This is a genomic window from Enterobacter sp. ZOR0014 (assembly GCF_000798855.1).
GTDB lineage: Bacteria > Pseudomonadota > Gammaproteobacteria > Enterobacterales > Enterobacteriaceae > Enterobacter > Enterobacter kobei.
The window spans coordinates 1-14,943 of the sequence record NZ_JTLF01000388.1 but is presented as its reverse complement, the minus strand read 5'-3'; the positions used below and the strand labels follow the sequence as shown (position 1 = coordinate 14,943).

General features: G+C 53.2%; 15 protein-coding genes and 1 other annotated feature. Of the genes, 7 read left to right on the top strand and 8 right to left on the bottom strand.

Features of this window, described 5'->3' with window-relative positions; translation table 11 throughout:
• A partial coding sequence (locus L977_RS21855) for a PepSY-associated TM helix domain-containing protein (RefSeq protein WP_047626920.1) occupies positions 1-1,223 on the top strand: 1,223 nt, incomplete at its 5' end.
• A gap of 2 nt (positions 1,224-1,225) precedes the next feature.
• Here the strand turns inward: L977_RS21855 and L977_RS21850 are convergent.
• From L977_RS21850 to L977_RS21835, 4 genes are all read right to left on the bottom strand, one after another.
• Positions 1,226-1,711: an OmpA family protein gene (locus L977_RS21850; protein ID WP_014884874.1), complete on the bottom strand. Its 486-nt coding sequence runs from the start codon at positions 1,709-1,711 to the stop codon at positions 1,226-1,228.
• 12 nt (positions 1,712-1,723) lie between these two features.
• Positions 1,724-2,944, bottom strand: a complete 1,221-nt coding sequence (dgcN, locus tag L977_RS21845) for a diguanylate cyclase DgcN (protein WP_014884873.1) — start codon at positions 2,942-2,944, stop codon at positions 1,724-1,726.
• The gene (locus tag L977_RS21840; protein WP_072093817.1) at positions 2,937-3,425 is read right to left on the bottom strand and encodes a YfiR family protein; all 489 of its coding nucleotides are present in this window, start codon (positions 3,423-3,425) and stop codon (positions 2,937-2,939) included. The genes dgcN and L977_RS21840 overlap by 8 nt, the downstream gene beginning before the upstream one ends.
• 201 nt (positions 3,426-3,626) lie before the next feature.
• Positions 3,627-4,001 (bottom strand): DUF2799 domain-containing protein, encoded by a 375-nt coding sequence (locus L977_RS21835; protein ID WP_045281752.1) that lies wholly within the window; start codon positions 3,999-4,001, stop codon positions 3,627-3,629.
• 215 nt (positions 4,002-4,216) lie between these two features.
• Here L977_RS21835 and aroF point away from each other — a divergent pair, with 215 nt between their 5' ends.
• The 3 genes from aroF to L977_RS21820 are packed head-to-tail and all read left to right on the top strand — an operon-like array spanning position 4,217 to position 7,352.
• Positions 4,217-5,287, top strand: a complete 1,071-nt coding sequence (aroF, locus tag L977_RS21830; protein WP_014884870.1) for a 3-deoxy-7-phosphoheptulonate synthase AroF — start codon at positions 4,217-4,219, stop codon at positions 5,285-5,287.
• A gap of 10 nt (positions 5,288-5,297) precedes the next feature.
• Positions 5,298-6,419: a bifunctional chorismate mutase/prephenate dehydrogenase gene (gene tyrA, locus L977_RS21825; RefSeq protein WP_023337646.1), complete on the top strand. Its 1,122-nt coding sequence runs from the start codon at positions 5,298-5,300 to the stop codon at positions 6,417-6,419.
• A 60-nt stretch (positions 6,420-6,479) separates the two neighbouring features.
• A complete protein-coding gene (locus L977_RS21820) occupies positions 6,480-7,352 on the top strand; it encodes an SMP-30/gluconolactonase/LRE family protein (protein ID WP_047626918.1) in 873 nt (290 codons plus the stop codon).
• Here L977_RS21820 and pheA read toward each other — a convergent pair.
• The 4 genes from pheA to bamD form a co-directional block, all read right to left on the bottom strand.
• On the bottom strand, positions 7,349-8,509 hold the full coding sequence (gene pheA / locus L977_RS21815; RefSeq protein ID WP_047343624.1) for a bifunctional chorismate mutase/prephenate dehydratase: 1,161 nt from the start codon (positions 8,507-8,509) through the stop codon (positions 7,349-7,351). The genes L977_RS21820 and pheA overlap by 4 nt on opposite strands.
• 30 nt (positions 8,510-8,539) lie before the next feature.
• Positions 8,540-8,665 (bottom strand) — a sequence feature (Phe leader region).
• Positions 8,617-8,664 (bottom strand): pheA operon leader peptide PheL, encoded by a 48-nt coding sequence (gene pheL, locus L977_RS24610; protein ID WP_100249759.1) that lies wholly within the window; start codon positions 8,662-8,664, stop codon positions 8,617-8,619. (Overlaps the previous feature by 48 nt.)
• Before the next feature lie 103 nt (positions 8,666-8,768).
• On the bottom strand, positions 8,769-9,110 hold the full coding sequence (gene raiA, locus L977_RS21810; RefSeq protein WP_014884866.1) for a ribosome-associated translation inhibitor RaiA: 342 nt from the start codon (positions 9,108-9,110) through the stop codon (positions 8,769-8,771).
• 267 nt (positions 9,111-9,377) lie between these two features.
• Entirely contained in the window at positions 9,378-10,115 is a 738-nt protein-coding gene (gene bamD, locus L977_RS21805) for an outer membrane protein assembly factor BamD (RefSeq protein WP_047626917.1), read from the bottom strand.
• Between the two features lie 131 nt (positions 10,116-10,246).
• On the opposite strand from bamD, the gene rluD reads away from it, so the two are divergent.
• From rluD to clpB, 3 genes are all read left to right on the top strand, one after another.
• Entirely contained in the window at positions 10,247-11,227 is a 981-nt protein-coding gene (gene rluD / locus L977_RS21800; RefSeq protein WP_014884864.1) for a 23S rRNA pseudouridine(1911/1915/1917) synthase RluD, read from the top strand.
• The gene (gene yfiH, locus L977_RS21795; protein WP_047626916.1) at positions 11,224-11,955 is read left to right on the top strand and encodes a purine nucleoside phosphorylase YfiH; all 732 of its coding nucleotides are present in this window, start codon (positions 11,224-11,226) and stop codon (positions 11,953-11,955) included. The genes rluD and yfiH overlap by 4 nt, the downstream gene beginning before the upstream one ends.
• A 130-nt stretch (positions 11,956-12,085) precedes the next feature.
• On the top strand, positions 12,086-14,659 hold the full coding sequence (gene clpB, locus L977_RS21790) for an ATP-dependent chaperone ClpB (protein WP_014884862.1): 2,574 nt from the start codon (positions 12,086-12,088) through the stop codon (positions 14,657-14,659).
• The last annotated feature ends 284 nt before the right edge of the window (positions 14,660-14,943 follow it).

Below are 14,943 nucleotides of genomic sequence, written 5' to 3'. Positions count from 1 at the left end.
ATCGGCACGCGCTCCACACCGATTCCGCGGGCGAGCCGCAGCCGCTGGCGAACCAAATTGCCGTGGCGGAAAAAATCGTGGGTTCAGATTTGCGTTTGCACGCCGTTCGTCCGGGGCTGGTTGAAGGCGAAACCACCCGCGTGATGTTTGCTGACCCGACGCTGGGGCCATCGGAAAACCGGGCTATCTTTGTCGATCCGGTAAATCTGGCGGTGCTGGGGGATATGACGGTGTACGGCACCAGCGGGATTTTACCGCTGCGCCAGACCATTGATTATTTGCATACCTCTTTGATGCTGGGTGATATCGGGCGTCTCTATAGCGAACTGGCCGCGTCGTGGATGTGGGTTACCGCATTGGGCGGTATTGCCCTGTGGTTTTATACCCGACCGAAACGGCGAATTAACAACCGCTTCCAGAACCGTCGTCGTGTGCATGTGGTATTAGGCTGGATCCTGCTGGGCGGAATGCTGTTGTTCTCCGCAACCGGCCTGACGTGGTCGCAGTGGGCGGGCGGAAACGTCGATAAACTCCGGGCACAAATGAACTGGCTTACGCCTCAGGTGAACACCACGCTTTCAGGTGCGCCTGCCATGATGGACGAACACGCGGAGCATCGCGGTCACCATGCCGGCATGATGATGCCTGAAATGGCGATGGATCTGACGCAATTTGATGGCGTATTAAGCGCGGCGCGTAAAGCGGGGATTGATGCCAGCAAGCTTGAGATCCGCCCGGCGAAAACGGCGGACCGTGCCTGGACCGTGACGGAAATCGATCGCAGCTGGCCAACTCAGGTGGATGCGGTTGCGGTTGATCCCGGTACGATGCAGGTTCTGGACAGAACCCGTTTTGAGGATTTCCCGCTAATGGCAAAACTGACCCGCTGGGGCGTAGATTTCCATATGGGGATTTTATTCGGGCTGGTGAATCAGCTGCTGCTCGTTGCCTTCGGGCTTGCCCTGTGCGTGCTTATCATCTGGGGGTACCGGATGTGGTGGATGCGTCGCCCGGCACAATCGGCAGTCAATCCGGTACAAACGCTTTGTCAGTGCTGGCTGGCGCTGTCAGGATGGGGAAGAGGTGTTACGCTCATCATCAGCGTGCTACTGGGGCTGGCTTTGCCTGTTATGGGGATGAGTCTGGCGCTGTTTATCCTGATCGACTGGCTACGCTGGCGAGCGGCAACAGGCGTGTCGCTCGCCGAATCATCCGCTAAATAACCCTATGGCGTGCTGATAACCACTGATACCCGGCGGTTTTCAGCGCGCCCTTGCGCGGTACTGTTGCTCGCAATCGGGTATTTTTTGCCTAATCCCCGGGTGGTGAGATTCTCGCGCGGGATATTCGCTCCCTTCGCCCATGCGTCGGCAACGGCATTGGCACGTTTTAACGACAGCGCTTCGTTGTAACTTTCTTCGCCGTAATTATCCGTATGACCATCCATTCGAGCGTGATTCAGGCCGGTTTTCGCCAGACGAGCGGCCATGGATTGGATCTGTGTTTCACTTTCGGAACGGAGTCTGGCGTCATTTTTATCAAACAGAATGGTATCCGATAATCCCAGGGACCAGTCGCCGTTCAGTTCGTTAAAACCGTAGGACTTCATCGCTGCAATTTGTTCTGGCGTGAATTTACCTTCAGGCGGCGACTGACAGCCTGCCAGAACCAGTGAGGCCAGGACTAACGGCGCGAAGTATCGTTTTAACATAGTATATCCTTTCTAACTTATTGTTTTTGTACGCTGGTTTTTGACCTGGTACATATTGCGGTCGGCTTTTTCCAGTAATGCTTCAACGGACGCATTTTCCCACGCCAGAGCAAAGCCAATGCTGAGTGACATTGATGCTTTTTGTCCGTTATGCAGATCAAACGGACGGATAAACTGCTGCGATAACGCAGCACAAATGTGTTGAACTTCAAGCTCAGAATGAACGCCGTACAGCACCATGGCAAATTCGTCACCGCCAAGGCGATAGGACTGATGGCGCTTATCGCCAAATTCCACCATCCTGCTGGCGACTTCAATCAGCACGCAGTCTCCTGCCGCGTGTCCCCAGGTGTCATTGATAAACTTAAAATTATCACCATCAAGGAAGAGCAGGGCCGAATTTATTCTCGCCGAAGGGTCGTTCATCAGTGCCGCAATGCTGTTACGAAACGCTGCGCGGTTAGCAAGGCCGGTGAGCGGATCGTGCATGGCGGTACGCAATAGTTGGGCATTTTTCGCCTGAAGCTTAAGCTGCCACTCCTCCATCTCATCCAGGAGGCTGTTGAAGTCTTCACCAAACTGGTGGAACTCTTCGATACGCCCATCTTTCACCCGTCGGGAGAAATTACGGTTTGTGCGGACGTCATGCACCACATCGGTGATGTTTTGCAGGGCCGTGACCATGCCGTGATGCAGAGAGTGGGTAATGGCGATCGCGACGACGGTGGCAAAAAGAATACAGCCGGTAAGAACGGCAAACGACATCCAGATGAAGTGGCTAATCAGGCTGTCACGCGCGGTAAGGCGAATTTCGCCGATCATCGAACCGTTATGCATGATTGGCTGTGCAATCGGTACAGGGAAAAGCCAGCGGCTGACCAGCGCCCCCAGCGTGTCGTTATTATCCTTCGGATTCCAGGACCAGTATGCAAAACGCTTTTTGTGTACGTTAATGACTTCTGCTACGGCAAACTGCCCCTGCTTACCCAGGGCTGCGAGGGTTTCGTTGGCGGCCAACGAATCGTTGAAAACCAGAGAGGCTTCAAGACTGTGGCTCATGGTGGCGCCGGTTAATTCGAGATTCTTTTGCGCGTATTGTTTTAACGTCACGACGGAAGCAAAACAGAGTAACAGCCATATAAGCGTCATCGTGATGATGACGCTTATCATGCTGTTTCGCCTAAGCGTTCTTTTAAACGTTGGACGTGGCGTCGAGGTGAAATCTTTATCCATGCTGCTTATTCCGTGCAAGCATTAATACATCGGGATTGACCCTGACACCACTGCGCGACAATGCATCCAGATTGACGGAAAACCGCACCTGGCCACGTTCGATTATCAGGCAAAAAGCACTGCCAATAACACATTCCGGATTTTGCTCTGAGATTAATAGCAATGCTCTGCCCTGATATTGACTTATTAATTCAAGTTGTTTTGCCGGCGGTTCAGACCCGAAATAAACAGCATCGCACGTCGCGTCCAGGGCTTCCCGATCGTTACGGACAATAACGGGAGTGTAGGGTAACTCGGTATGCCCTTCATTGCCGCTGAGTGCGTGCGTGTAGTGAGAGGTGGCATAAATGCAAAGCCTGGGCTGTCCGGAAAGTGACGGCCATCGCGTATAGCTCACAATCCCCGAGACAATCGAACGTACCGATTTATCCGTCTCCGTGAGCGCGCCTGCCGTCGCCGGGCCCACCATAAGAAACAGCATTAACACCAGAGTGAGTCGGAACAAAGAGATCAAGTATGAATTTCTCACCAGAATCCGCCGTACCGCTCCGGAAATAGATGTCCTTAAGAGATGCGGGCAGAATACCATTGTTTGTCTGAGCCGTCATTATGTCAGAAATAGCCTTCGGCTGACCTAAGCTAAATCCTACAGTGGTTTATTTTCCAGGGGATAAACACAGACTTAATTAAGTCTGCTGGAACGCATACTTTCGTCCATTCCTTTTTGCCATGACGCACGGAGTTTCACAGCATTTTCAACGCTATCACAACTGGCTGGATAAGATTTGCCCGCTAATCCCCAGGCATGAATAAAACCTTCTTCGCACACTTTCTTCTGACCATCAGCGTAGCCGCGGAGATATTCGCTACGATCAACATGAGAGTCATTAAAACTATCGGCCAGGGTCTGGTTATCTTTAACCGGCAGGCCATTCATGGCGTCTTCTTTTCCGGCACTGAACCAGTCCGGACTCGTCCAGTGGGGCTGAAAAGTGTAAGGATTAATCTGGCAGCCCGATAAAAACAGCAACAACAGCACCAGAGCAATTGAGCGCATAGCGATTCTCCTTTTTTTCTTCAGCATAGCCTGGCGGAAGAAAAGCGGAGTGTAATTTAAAGTTTACGTATTTAACGGCTGTTTTTTGCTAATAATTAGCTTATGTAAAGTAATATTTACGGATTTTGGATTGAAATCTTTACTTGTTGTGGTATCGTTGCTTCACCTCATCGAGGATAACAACTATCGCAAACGAGCATTACAGGATCGCCATCATGCAAAAAGACGCGCTGAACAACGTACATATCACTGACGAACAGGTTTTAATTACCCCGGATCAACTGAAAGCAGCATTCCCGCTGAGTGCAGCGCAGGAGGCTCAAATTGAGCACTCTCGCCAGACCATTTCTGACATTATCGCTGGTCGCGATCCGCGCCTGCTGGTGGTCTGTGGTCCTTGCTCTATTCACGATCCTGAAACCGCCATTGAGTACGCTCATCGATTTAAAGCATTAGCGGAGGAGGTCAGCGATAGCCTCTATCTGGTGATGCGCGTCTATTTTGAGAAGCCACGCACGACCGTTGGCTGGAAAGGGTTGATTAACGATCCGCACATGGATGGCTCGTTTGATGTGGAAGCAGGGCTGAAGATTGCGCGTCGCCTGCTGGTGGAGCTGGTTAGCATGGGGCTGCCGCTGGCAACCGAAGCGCTTGATCCGAATAGCCCGCAATACCTGGGCGATCTGTTCAGCTGGTCTGCGATTGGTGCGCGGACGACGGAATCGCAAACCCACCGCGAGATGGCGTCTGGTCTGTCGATGCCGGTTGGTTTTAAAAACGGTACCGATGGCAGTCTGGCGACGGCGATCAACGCTATGCGCGCCGCCGCAATGCCGCACCGTTTTGTGGGTATCAACCAGGCGGGCCAGGTGTGCCTCCTGCAAACTCAGGGTAACCCGGACGGTCATGTGATCCTGCGCGGCGGTAAAGCGCCAAACTACAGCCCGGCAGATGTGGCGCAGTGTGAAAAAGAGATGGAGCAGGCGGGACTGCGCCCGGCACTGATGGTAGATTGCAGTCATGGTAATTCGAATAAAGATTATCGTCGCCAGCCCGCGGTTGCCGAATCCGTGGTCGCACAGATCAAAGACGGCAACCGTTCGATTATCGGTCTGATGATTGAGAGCAACATTCATGAAGGTAATCAGTCATCTGAACAACCGCGCAGTGCGATGAAGCACGGCGTCTCCGTGACGGATGCCTGCATCAGCTGGGAAACCACCGATGCGCTGCTGCGTGAGATCCATAAAGATTTAAATGGCCAGCTGGCGACGCGTCTGGCTTAAGAGGTTAGCTATGGTTGCTGAATTGACCGCATTACGCGATCAAATTGATGAAGTGGACAAGGCGCTGCTGGATCTGCTGGCGCGCCGTATGGCACTGGTTGCTGAAGTCGGTGAAGTAAAAAGTAAATACGGCCTGCCGATTTACGTTCCGGAGCGGGAAGCCTCAATGCTGGCTTCCCGTCGTAAAGAGGCCCAGTCGCTGGGTGTTTCGCCGGATTTGATTGAAGATGTGCTGCGTCGCGTAATGCGCGAATCCTATTCCAGCGAAAACGACAAAGGCTTCAAAACCCTCTGTCCGTCCCTGCGTCCGGTGGTGATTGTCGGCGGCGGCGGGCAGATGGGGCGTCTGTTTGAAAAAATGCTGACGCTTTCTGGCTACCAGGTGCGCATTCTGGAGAAAGAGGACTGGGCCCAGGCGCCAGAACTGATGAAAGACGCGGGAATGGTTATCGTCAGCGTGCCGATCCACGTGACGGAGCAGATCATCGGAAAACTTCCGCCTTTACCGCAGGATTGCATCCTGGTGGACCTTGCTTCTGTCAAAAATGGTCCGCTGCAGGCAATGCTGGCCGCGCATACGGGCCCGGTACTGGGTCTGCACCCGATGTTTGGCCCGGACAGCGGCAGCCTGGCGAAGCAAGTGGTGGTTTACTGCGACGGGCGTCAACCGGAAGCCTATCAGTGGTTCCTCGAACAGATTCAGGTATGGGGCGCACGACTGCACCGCATCAGCGCGGTTGAGCACGATCAGAACATGGCGTTTATTCAGGCACTGCGCCACTTTGCGACCTTTGCCTACGGTCTGCATCTGGCGGAAGAGAACGTGCAGCTTGAACAGCTGCTGGCGCTCTCATCACCGATCTATCGTCTGGAACTGGCGATGGTTGGACGTCTGTTTGCGCAGGATCCCCAGCTTTACGCCGACATTATTATGTCGTCCGAAAATAATCTGGCACTGATCAAACGTTACTATCAGCGCTTTGGCGAAGCCATTACGCTGCTGGAGCATGGCGACAAGCAGGCGTTTATCGACAGTTTCCGTAAAGTGGAGCATTGGTTCGGTGATTACGCCACGCGTTTCCAGAGCGAGAGCCGCACGCTGTTGCGCCAGGCAAATGACAGTCGCCAGTAATCCGATGATGTATATACTGAAAGCCAGCATTGCTGGCTTTTTTCATTTTGGGGAACTGTCATGGCTGAACCGCAGCTGCTGTTGAATTACACCGGGCACCTGTCTGAGTGTCCGACATGGAGCGCTGAAGAGCATGCGCTCTACTGGGCCGATATCCTGGAAGGCGAAATCCACCGATATCATCTGCCAACGGCAGAACACACCGTGCTCTCTTTCCATGAGGAAGTGGGCTGTTTTGCGTTGCGTGAACGCGGCGGGTTTATCGTGGCCATGCGCAATGGCATCTGGCTTGCCGATAAGCATGGCCTCCTGCAGCGTAAGGTGTGCGATAACCCCTCTAACCCACAGCTGGCGCGTTTTAATGACGGGGGAACCGACAGTATGGGGCGTTTCTATGCGGGGACGTTCTGGGGGCCGGGGGATTACAACGGCGCGTTGCTGATGCGTATCGACAACGATCTGACACCGAAAGTAATCCAGTGTGATATTCACGGGCATAACGGCTTAGCGTTTAGTCCGGATAAGCGGTGGATGTATACCTCCGATACGCCCAATGGGGTGATCTATCGCACTCCGGTTGATCAGCAGGGTGAACCCGGCAGACGTGAGATCTTTCGTCAATTTAAAGAGGGCGAAGGGATACCGGACGGCGCGGCAGTCGATGTGGAAGGCTGCTACTGGAGCGCACTGTTTGACGGCTGGCGTATCGCGCGTTTTTCACCGCAAGGGGAGCAGCTGGAAGAGTATCGCTTGCCTGTACGTTGCCCGACGATGGTCTGCTTTGGCGGCGATGATATGAAAACGCTGTTCATTACGACCACGCGGGAAAATATGGATGCAGAAGAGGTGGCTGAGTATCCGCTCTCCGGCGCCATCTTCACCCTGCCCGTAAATGTGGCAGGGATGAAGAAAAGTCGCTTTATCGAACTTTAGCTTGGATCGACAGGCACGACGTTTTCGCTCGGATAGCAGCCCAGCACTTTCATGGAACGGGTAATCTCACCCAGTTCACGCAGGGCTTTCTGCATGGAGGCAGACTCCAGGTTGGCCTGGATATCGAGATAAAACATCTCTTCCCACGGGTTACCGTGAATTGGACGCGATTCCAGTTTGGTCATGATCAGGTTGTGGTTGCGCAGCACCAGCAGGGCTTCAACCAGTGCACCCGCCTGTTGTCCGGTCGCCATCAGCAGCGTGGTTTTCGCTGGCACCTGGTCTGACACATTGATGGACTTGCGCGCCAGCACCACGAAACGGGTAATATTTTGCGTCTGGTTTGCCAGGTTGCGCTCCAGCACCTGTAAGCCATACAACGCGCCACCCGCCTCGCTACCGAGTGCAGCGACGGCTGGCGAGTTAGCCTGCGCCACTTTTTCCATTGCCGCGGAGGTGCTTTCGGTGTACTCGATTTTCCAGTTCGGATAGCGGTTCAGGAACTGGCTGCACTGCTGGAACGGCTGGGGATGACTGTAGACGGTTTCTATCTTGCTCAGATCGGTTGAGCCGGAGACCAGCACGCAGTGATCGATAGGGATCGTCAGCTCGCCAACCAGCGACAGGCTGGTGTGCTGCAGCAAATCGTAAACGTCGTTGATGGCACCCGAACTGGTGTTTTCAATGGGCACGACGGCGTAATCCGCCTGGCCGGTCTCGACCTGGTTAAAGATATCGGCAAATTTTGCGCAGCCGCTCTCAATAAATTCTTCGAAATGGCGAGCGGCATACTGACGTGCGGCCAGGTGAGAGTAAGAGCCTTTCGGGCCGAGGAAGGCGATACGCGCAGAATGCGGGTTAGTTTTGTTCAGATGCTGCTGGAGCAGCGCTTGCTGAGTGAGAACGGAGTCTTCAATGATGAGCTGGAACAACCGGGTGATGTAATGGGCATCGAGGTGGTGCACTTTGCCGAGCTGGATCAGACGTTCCAGCAGATCGCGTTCGCGGTCAATATCACGTACCGGACGATGGGAGTCCAGTTTGGCTTTCCCTACTTCAACGGCGAGCATGCGACGTTCGGCCAGCAGTGCCAGTAATTTCTCATCCAGCGCGCTGATTTTTACGCGCAGATCCAGTAACGGGTTTTCCGGTGTCATAGTGTCGCCTGTCTCATTTTATCGTTATCAATAAAAAAGGCCCCCCGGTGTGGGAGGCCTTGTTGTTCGTCTTCGCATTCTTTATCACACGACGAAACGCCTCCCGGTCAGGGGAAGGTAAAAAAGAATGCGAAGAAGAACGGCGTAAGTTTCATAACATCATCCTGTGATTAATACCGTTAAAGTACCTGTACTGTTTTCACCCTGTCAATAAAAAACGCGCCCGAAGGCGCGTTGGCGGTACACTCAATTTAAAGGATTACTCTTCTTCAACTTCTTCCGCGAAGCTGGCGTCTTTCACCGAGGATGCGGCGCGACGGGCTTCACCTTTGTGTTGCACTTTATTGAGCTGCCGTTCCAGCTTGTTGATCAAATCGTTAATAGCCGTGTACATATCTTCATGTTTTGCGCTGGCGACCAGATGGCCGTTTGGAGTATTGATAGTTGCGTCAGCGATGAAACCCTGTGGCTCCTTAGACAGAATGATATGCGGGTTAATCAGGTGAGTTTGCCATTTATCCAGTTTGGCGAGACGGTCTGCGACGTGCTGGCGAATTGCCGGAGTAATTTCCATTTGTTTACTGGTAATGTTCATTGTCATAAATTTTACCTCTTGTCTTTCCGTCTTGGTGATTCCAGCATACCCGACCTAATGTCAAAATGTGTGATTTAGATCACGTTATTTTGTCGGTTTTTGTCAGGGAATCTTTTTTGTGAGGCAGGGCAGGAAGAGGTGAGATTTACCTTGTGGAAGGCAAAAATTGCGGTCATAGTTGACGGGATGAGTTGAGATAAAGCGCTTCAGCGAATATCAGAAATGGATACAAAAACGGCAGCCTTCGGGCTGCCGTTTTGCATTGAAGCACTATCAGGTGTTGCTGCTATTAGCGGCGATAATTTTCGCCACTTTTTCAGCCTGAGTGGTCATCTGCATCTGACGGTAAGCATTTTCCATCAGCTTCAGGCCGTCACGCGTTGCCTGAGTATCCGGGTAATCACGCAGCATACCTTCTACGCGGTTAACCACGGCAACCCATGCGCCACGGCGGGGATAGTATTCCGCAACGGAGTATTCATACTTCGCCAGGCGATCTTTCAGGAACACCAGACGTTTGGTCGCGTCGGTCACGTACTGACTGTTTGGATAGCCGCGCACCAGTTTGGAGAAGTCATTGAAGGCATCACGCGCATGCTGGGGATCACGATCGGAACGATCCACGCCGAAGAAGCCCTGCAGAGCACTGTCATCCAGCGCCATGTTGGTCAGACCGCGCATGTACATGACGTAATCGATGTTAGGATGAGTCGGATTCAGACGCATGAAACGATCGATAGTTGCCTGAGCCAGCGGCAGGTCGGCATTTTTGTAGTAGGCGTAGATAAGATCTAACTGTACCTGCTGCGAATACGGACCAAATGGATAGCGATTATCCAACGCTTCCAGTTGCGTTATCGCCTGTTTCCAGTTACCGTCCTGCAACTTTTGTTGTGCAGTCGCATAGATTTCATTCGGCGGATTGTCAGGGACCTGTTCATTCGAACCGGAGCAGCCCACCAAAGCCAGGCTCAACGTGGCCGCTGCCACCAGATATTTCATGCGCGTCATGACGTTTTGACTTTCCTCAAATGTTTGTCCGGGAGAAACTCTGTTCCTGCTCCCGATTAAGACCAGCTACAATAGCACACTATATTAAACGGCAAAGCCGTAAAACCCAACGTTAAACAAAGAAGCAGTTTATGGCACAACGAGTAGAACTCACCGCAACAGTCTCCGAAAATCAGCTCGGTCAACGCTTAGATCAGGCTTTGGCCGAATTGTTCCCTGATTATTCGCGTTCACGCATAAAAGAATGGATCCTTGACCAGCGCGTGCTGGTAAACGGCAAGATCTGGGACAAACCAAAAGAGAAAGTGTTTGGTGGGGAAGCTGTTGCCATCAATGCTGAAATCGAAGAGGAAATCCGCTTCGAGCCGCAGGATATCCCACTGGACATCGTCTATGAAGATGATGACATTCTGGTAATCAACAAGCCGCGCGACCTGGTTGTTCATCCGGGGGCGGGGAACCCTGACGGTACGGTACTTAATGCACTTCTCCATTACTATCCGCCGATTGCTGACGTCCCGCGCGCGGGTATCGTTCACCGTCTGGATAAAGACACCACCGGTCTGATGGTCGTGGCAAAGACCGTTCCTGCTCAGACCCGTCTGGTGGAATCACTGCAGCTGCGTGAAATTACCCGTGAATACGAAGCGGTAGCCATTGGCCACATGACCGCTGGCGGCACGGTAGAAGAACCGATTAGCCGTCACCCGACCAAACGCACTCATATGTCGGTGCACCCGATGGGGAAACCAGCGGTGACGCACTATCGCATTATGGAGCACTTCCGTATTCATACGCGCCTGCGCCTGCGCCTGGAAACCGGTCGTACGCACCAGATCCGTGTTCATATGGCCCACATTACCCATCCGCTGGTGGGGGATCAGGTATACGGTGGTCGTCCGCGTCCGCCAAAAGGCGCATCGGATGAGTTCATCAGCGTACTGCGCAAGTTCGATCGTCAGGCGCTGCACGCGACCATGCTGCGTCTCTATCACCCCATCACCGGTATTCAGATGGAGTGGCATGCGCCTCTCCCACAGGATATGGTGGAACTGATTGACGCCATGCGTGCTGATTTCGAAGAACATAAGGACCATGTGGACTGGTTATGACCAAACTGATTGTCCCGGAGTGGCCACTACCTGAAGGCGTGGCCGCCTGCAGCTCAACCCGTACTGGCGGAGTCAGCCAGGGCGCGTGGGAGTCGTTGAATCTCGGCGCACACTGTGGCGATAACCTGGATCATGTAGAAGAGAACCGCAGGCGTCTGTTTGCTGCGGGGAATCTGCCTTCGAAACCGGTCTGGCTGGAACAGGTTCATGGTAAAGCGGTGCTGAAGCTGACGGGAAAACCTTACGCTTCTAAACGCGCAGACGCCTCTTACAGCAATACTCCGGGCACGGTTTGTGCCGTTATGACCGCCGATTGTCTGCCGGTTTTGTTCTGTAACCGGGCAGGTACTGAAGTGGCTGCCGCGCATGCAGGCTGGCGTGGATTGTGTGAGGGCGTGCTGGAAGAGACCGTCGCCTGCTTTAACGATGATTCCGCCAATATCATGGCCTGGCTGGGTCCGGCGATTGGCCCTCGTGCTTTTGAAGTGGGGCCGGAAGTTCGCGAAGCATTCATGGAAAAAAATCCGCAAGCCGCTGAGGCTTTTCAGCCTTCCGGTGAAAAATATCTGGCAGATATTTACCAGCTTGCCCGTCAGCGCCTGAATAGCGTCGGTGTCACGCAGATCTTCGGCGGAGATCGCTGTACTTTCACCGAAAAGGGTGATTTTTTCTCTTATCGCCGCGACAAGACTACGGGTCGTATGGCAAGTTTTATTTGGCTGATATAACCTAAAGAATCAAGACGATCCGGAACGTGCCGTTTTCTTTTCACATAATTCAGGTCATTAACCTTGAATAATTGAGGGATGACCTCATTTAATCTCCAGTAGCAAATTTGACCTGTTTATGGGAGGAGTTATGCGTCTGGATCGTCTTACTAATAAATTCCAGCTTGCTCTTGCCGATGCCCAGTCGCTCGCGCTGGGGCACGACAACCAATTCATCGAACCTCTTCATTTAATGAGCGCCTTGCTGAATCAGGAAGGGGGATCGGTACGTCCTTTATTAACGTCTGCTGGCATTAATGCTGGCCAGTTACGCACCGCTATCGATCAGGCACTGAGCCGTTTACCGCAGGTAGAAGGTACCGGCGGTGATGTTCAGCCGTCTCAGGATCTGGTGCGCGTGCTGAACCTTTGCGACAAGCTGGCGCAAAAACGTGGGGACAACTTTATTTCGTCAGAGCTGTTTGTTCTGGCGGCGCTTGAATCACGCGGTACCTTAACCGACCTGCTGAAATCTGCCGGTGCAACCACCGCCAATGTGACTCAGGCGATTGAGAAAATGCGCGGAGGTGAAAGCGTGAACGATCAGGGAGCCGAAGACCAACGTCAGGCTTTGAAGAAATTTACGGTCGATCTGACCGAACGTGCTGAGCAGGGCAAACTTGACCCGGTCATCGGCCGTGACGAAGAGATCCGCCGTACGATTCAGGTATTGCAGCGTCGTACCAAGAACAACCCGGTTCTGATTGGTGAGCCCGGTGTGGGTAAAACCGCCATTGTTGAAGGGCTGGCGCAGCGTATCGTAAACGGTGAAGTGCCGGAAGGGCTGAAAGGTCGCCGCGTGCTGGCACTGGATATGGGGGCGCTGGTGGCCGGGGCGAAATACCGCGGTGAGTTTGAAGAGCGTCTGAAAGGTGTGCTTAACGACCTGGCTAAACAGGAAGGCAACGTCATTCTGTTTATTGACGAACTGCACACCATGGTGGGGGCCGGTAAGGCCGACGGCGCGATGGATGCCGGGAACATGCTGAAACCAGCCCTGGCACGTGGTGAACTGCATTGCGTTGGCGCCACGACGCTGGATGAGTACCGCCAGTACATTGAGAAAGATGCTGCTCTGGAACGTCGTTTCCAGAAAGTGTTTGTTGCTGAGCCAAGCGTTGAAGATACCATCGCGATTTTGCGTGGTCTGAAAGAACGTTATGAGCTGCATCACCATGTGCAAATCACCGACCCGGCGATTGTGGCGGCGGCGACGCTTTCGCACCGTTATATTGCTGACCGTCAGTTGCCGGATAAAGCGATCGACCTGATTGATGAAGCGGCGTCGAGCATTCGTATGCAGATTGACTCGAAACCGGAAGAGCTGGACAGGCTCGACCGTCGTATCATTCAGCTCAAGCTGGAACAGCAGGCGCTGAAGAAAGAGTCTGATGAAGCCAGTAAGAAACGCCTCGATATGCTCAACGAAGAACTGGACGACAAAGAGCGTCAGTATTCTGAGCTGGAAGAAGAGTGGAAAGCCGAGAAAGCTTCACTGTCTGGCACGCAGACCATTAAAGCGGAACTTGAGCAGGCGAAAATCGCCATCGAACAGGCTCGCCGTGTGGGCGATCTGGCGCGAATGTCCGAGTTGCAGTACGGCAAAATCCCTGAGCTGGAAAAACAGCTTGAGATCGCCACGCAGTCAGAAGGCAAAACCATGCGTCTGTTACGTAATAAAGTGACGGATGCAGAAATTGCGGAAGTGCTGGCTCGCTGGACCGGTATTCCGGTGGCGCGCATGATGGAAAGCGAACGCGATAAACTGCTGCGTATGGAGCAGGATCTGCATCAGCGCGTGATCGGTCAGGACGAGGCGGTTGAGGCCGTCTCCAATGCCATCCGCCGTAGCCGTGCGGGGCTGTCCGATCCTAATCGCCCGATTGGTTCGTTCCTGTTCCTGGGGCCGACCGGTGTCGGTAAGACCGAGCTGTGCAAAGCACTGGCTAACTTTATGTTCGATAGCGACGATGCGATGGTGCGCATCGACATGTCCGAGTTTATGGAAAAACACTCCGTCTCGCGTCTGGTCGGGGCACCTCCAGGATATGTCGGTTATGAAGAAGGTGGCTATCTGACAGAAGCGGTGCGTCGCCGTCCTTATTCCGTCATTCTGCTGGATGAGGTGGAAAAAGCGCACCCGGATGTGTTCAACATTCTGCTTCAGGTGCTGGATGATGGCCGTCTGACTGACGGGCAGGGGAGAACGGTCGACTTCCGTAATACGGTCGTCATTATGACATCGAACCTGGGTTCTGATTTGATTCAGGAACGTTTCGGTGAGCTGGACTACGGCCATATGAAGGATCTGGTGATGGGGGTTGTCAGCCATAGCTTCCGTCCAGAGTTCATCAACCGTATTGATGAAGTGGTGGTGTTCCATCCTCTGGGTGAGAAACACATTGCGTCGATTGCGCAGATCCAGCTGCAGCGTCTGTACAAACGTCTGGAAGAGCGTGGATATGAAATTCACATCTCTGACGATGCGCTGAAATTGTTGAGCGAGAACGGTTATGATCCGGTGTATGGTGCGCGTCCGTTGAAACGTGCTATCCAGCAGCAGATCGAAAACCCGCTGGCGCAGCAGATCCTGTCCGGGGAGCTGATTCCGGGCAAAGTTATCCGTCTGGAAGCCAACGACGATCGCATTGTGGCAGTGCAGTAAGTCACAAAACGCAAAAACGAGCCGCTTGCGGCTCGTTTTTGTTTAAAAACCAGGCGAGAATTGAGGTCTGGGAATCGTTTTGCCTGGAAAGTGAGCAGTCAGTAAATAATTTTCACTTTATCCTTGCAGGTTCGGAATTACTCCCTATAATGCGCCTCCACTGACACGGAACAACGGCACATACACCGCCGGGTCAGCAGAGAAAAGCAAAATAAACGCTTGACTCTGAAAGAGGAAGGCGTAATATACGCCACCTCGCAACGGTGAGCGAAAGCCGCGTTGCA

Excerpts from the sequence above, each read along its gene's own strand:
- L977_RS21850 (WP_014884874.1), bottom strand. The coding sequence starts at position 1,711 with ATGTTAAAACGATACTTCGCGCCGTTAGTCCTGGCCTCACTGGTTCTG.
- L977_RS21835 (WP_045281752.1), bottom strand. The coding sequence starts at position 4,001 with ATGCGCTCAATTGCTCTGGTGCTGTTGTTGCTGTTTTTATCGGGCTGC.
- clpB (WP_014884862.1), top strand. The coding sequence starts at position 12,086 with ATGCGTCTGGATCGTCTTACTAATAAATTCCAGCTTGCTCTTGCCGAT.
- bamD (WP_047626917.1), bottom strand. The coding sequence starts at position 10,115 with ATGACGCGCATGAAATATCTGGTGGCAGCGGCCACGTTGAGCCTGGCT.
- pheA (WP_047343624.1), bottom strand. The coding sequence starts at position 8,509 with ATGACACCGGAAAACCCGTTACTGGATCTGCGCGTAAAAATCAGCGCG.
- dgcN (WP_014884873.1), bottom strand. The coding sequence starts at position 2,944 with ATGGATAAAGATTTCACCTCGACGCCACGTCCAACGTTTAAAAGAACG.
- rluD (WP_014884864.1), top strand. The coding sequence starts at position 10,247 with ATGGCACAACGAGTAGAACTCACCGCAACAGTCTCCGAAAATCAGCTC.
- L977_RS21840 (WP_072093817.1), bottom strand. The coding sequence starts at position 3,425 with ATGCTGTTTCTTATGGTGGGCCCGGCGACGGCAGGCGCGCTCACGGAG.
- yfiH (WP_047626916.1), top strand. The coding sequence starts at position 11,224 with ATGACCAAACTGATTGTCCCGGAGTGGCCACTACCTGAAGGCGTGGCC.
- tyrA (WP_023337646.1), top strand. The coding sequence starts at position 5,298 with ATGGTTGCTGAATTGACCGCATTACGCGATCAAATTGATGAAGTGGAC.
- L977_RS21820 (WP_047626918.1), top strand. The coding sequence starts at position 6,480 with ATGGCTGAACCGCAGCTGCTGTTGAATTACACCGGGCACCTGTCTGAG.
- raiA (WP_014884866.1), bottom strand. The coding sequence starts at position 9,110 with ATGACAATGAACATTACCAGTAAACAAATGGAAATTACTCCGGCAATT.
- aroF (WP_014884870.1), top strand. The coding sequence starts at position 4,217 with ATGCAAAAAGACGCGCTGAACAACGTACATATCACTGACGAACAGGTT.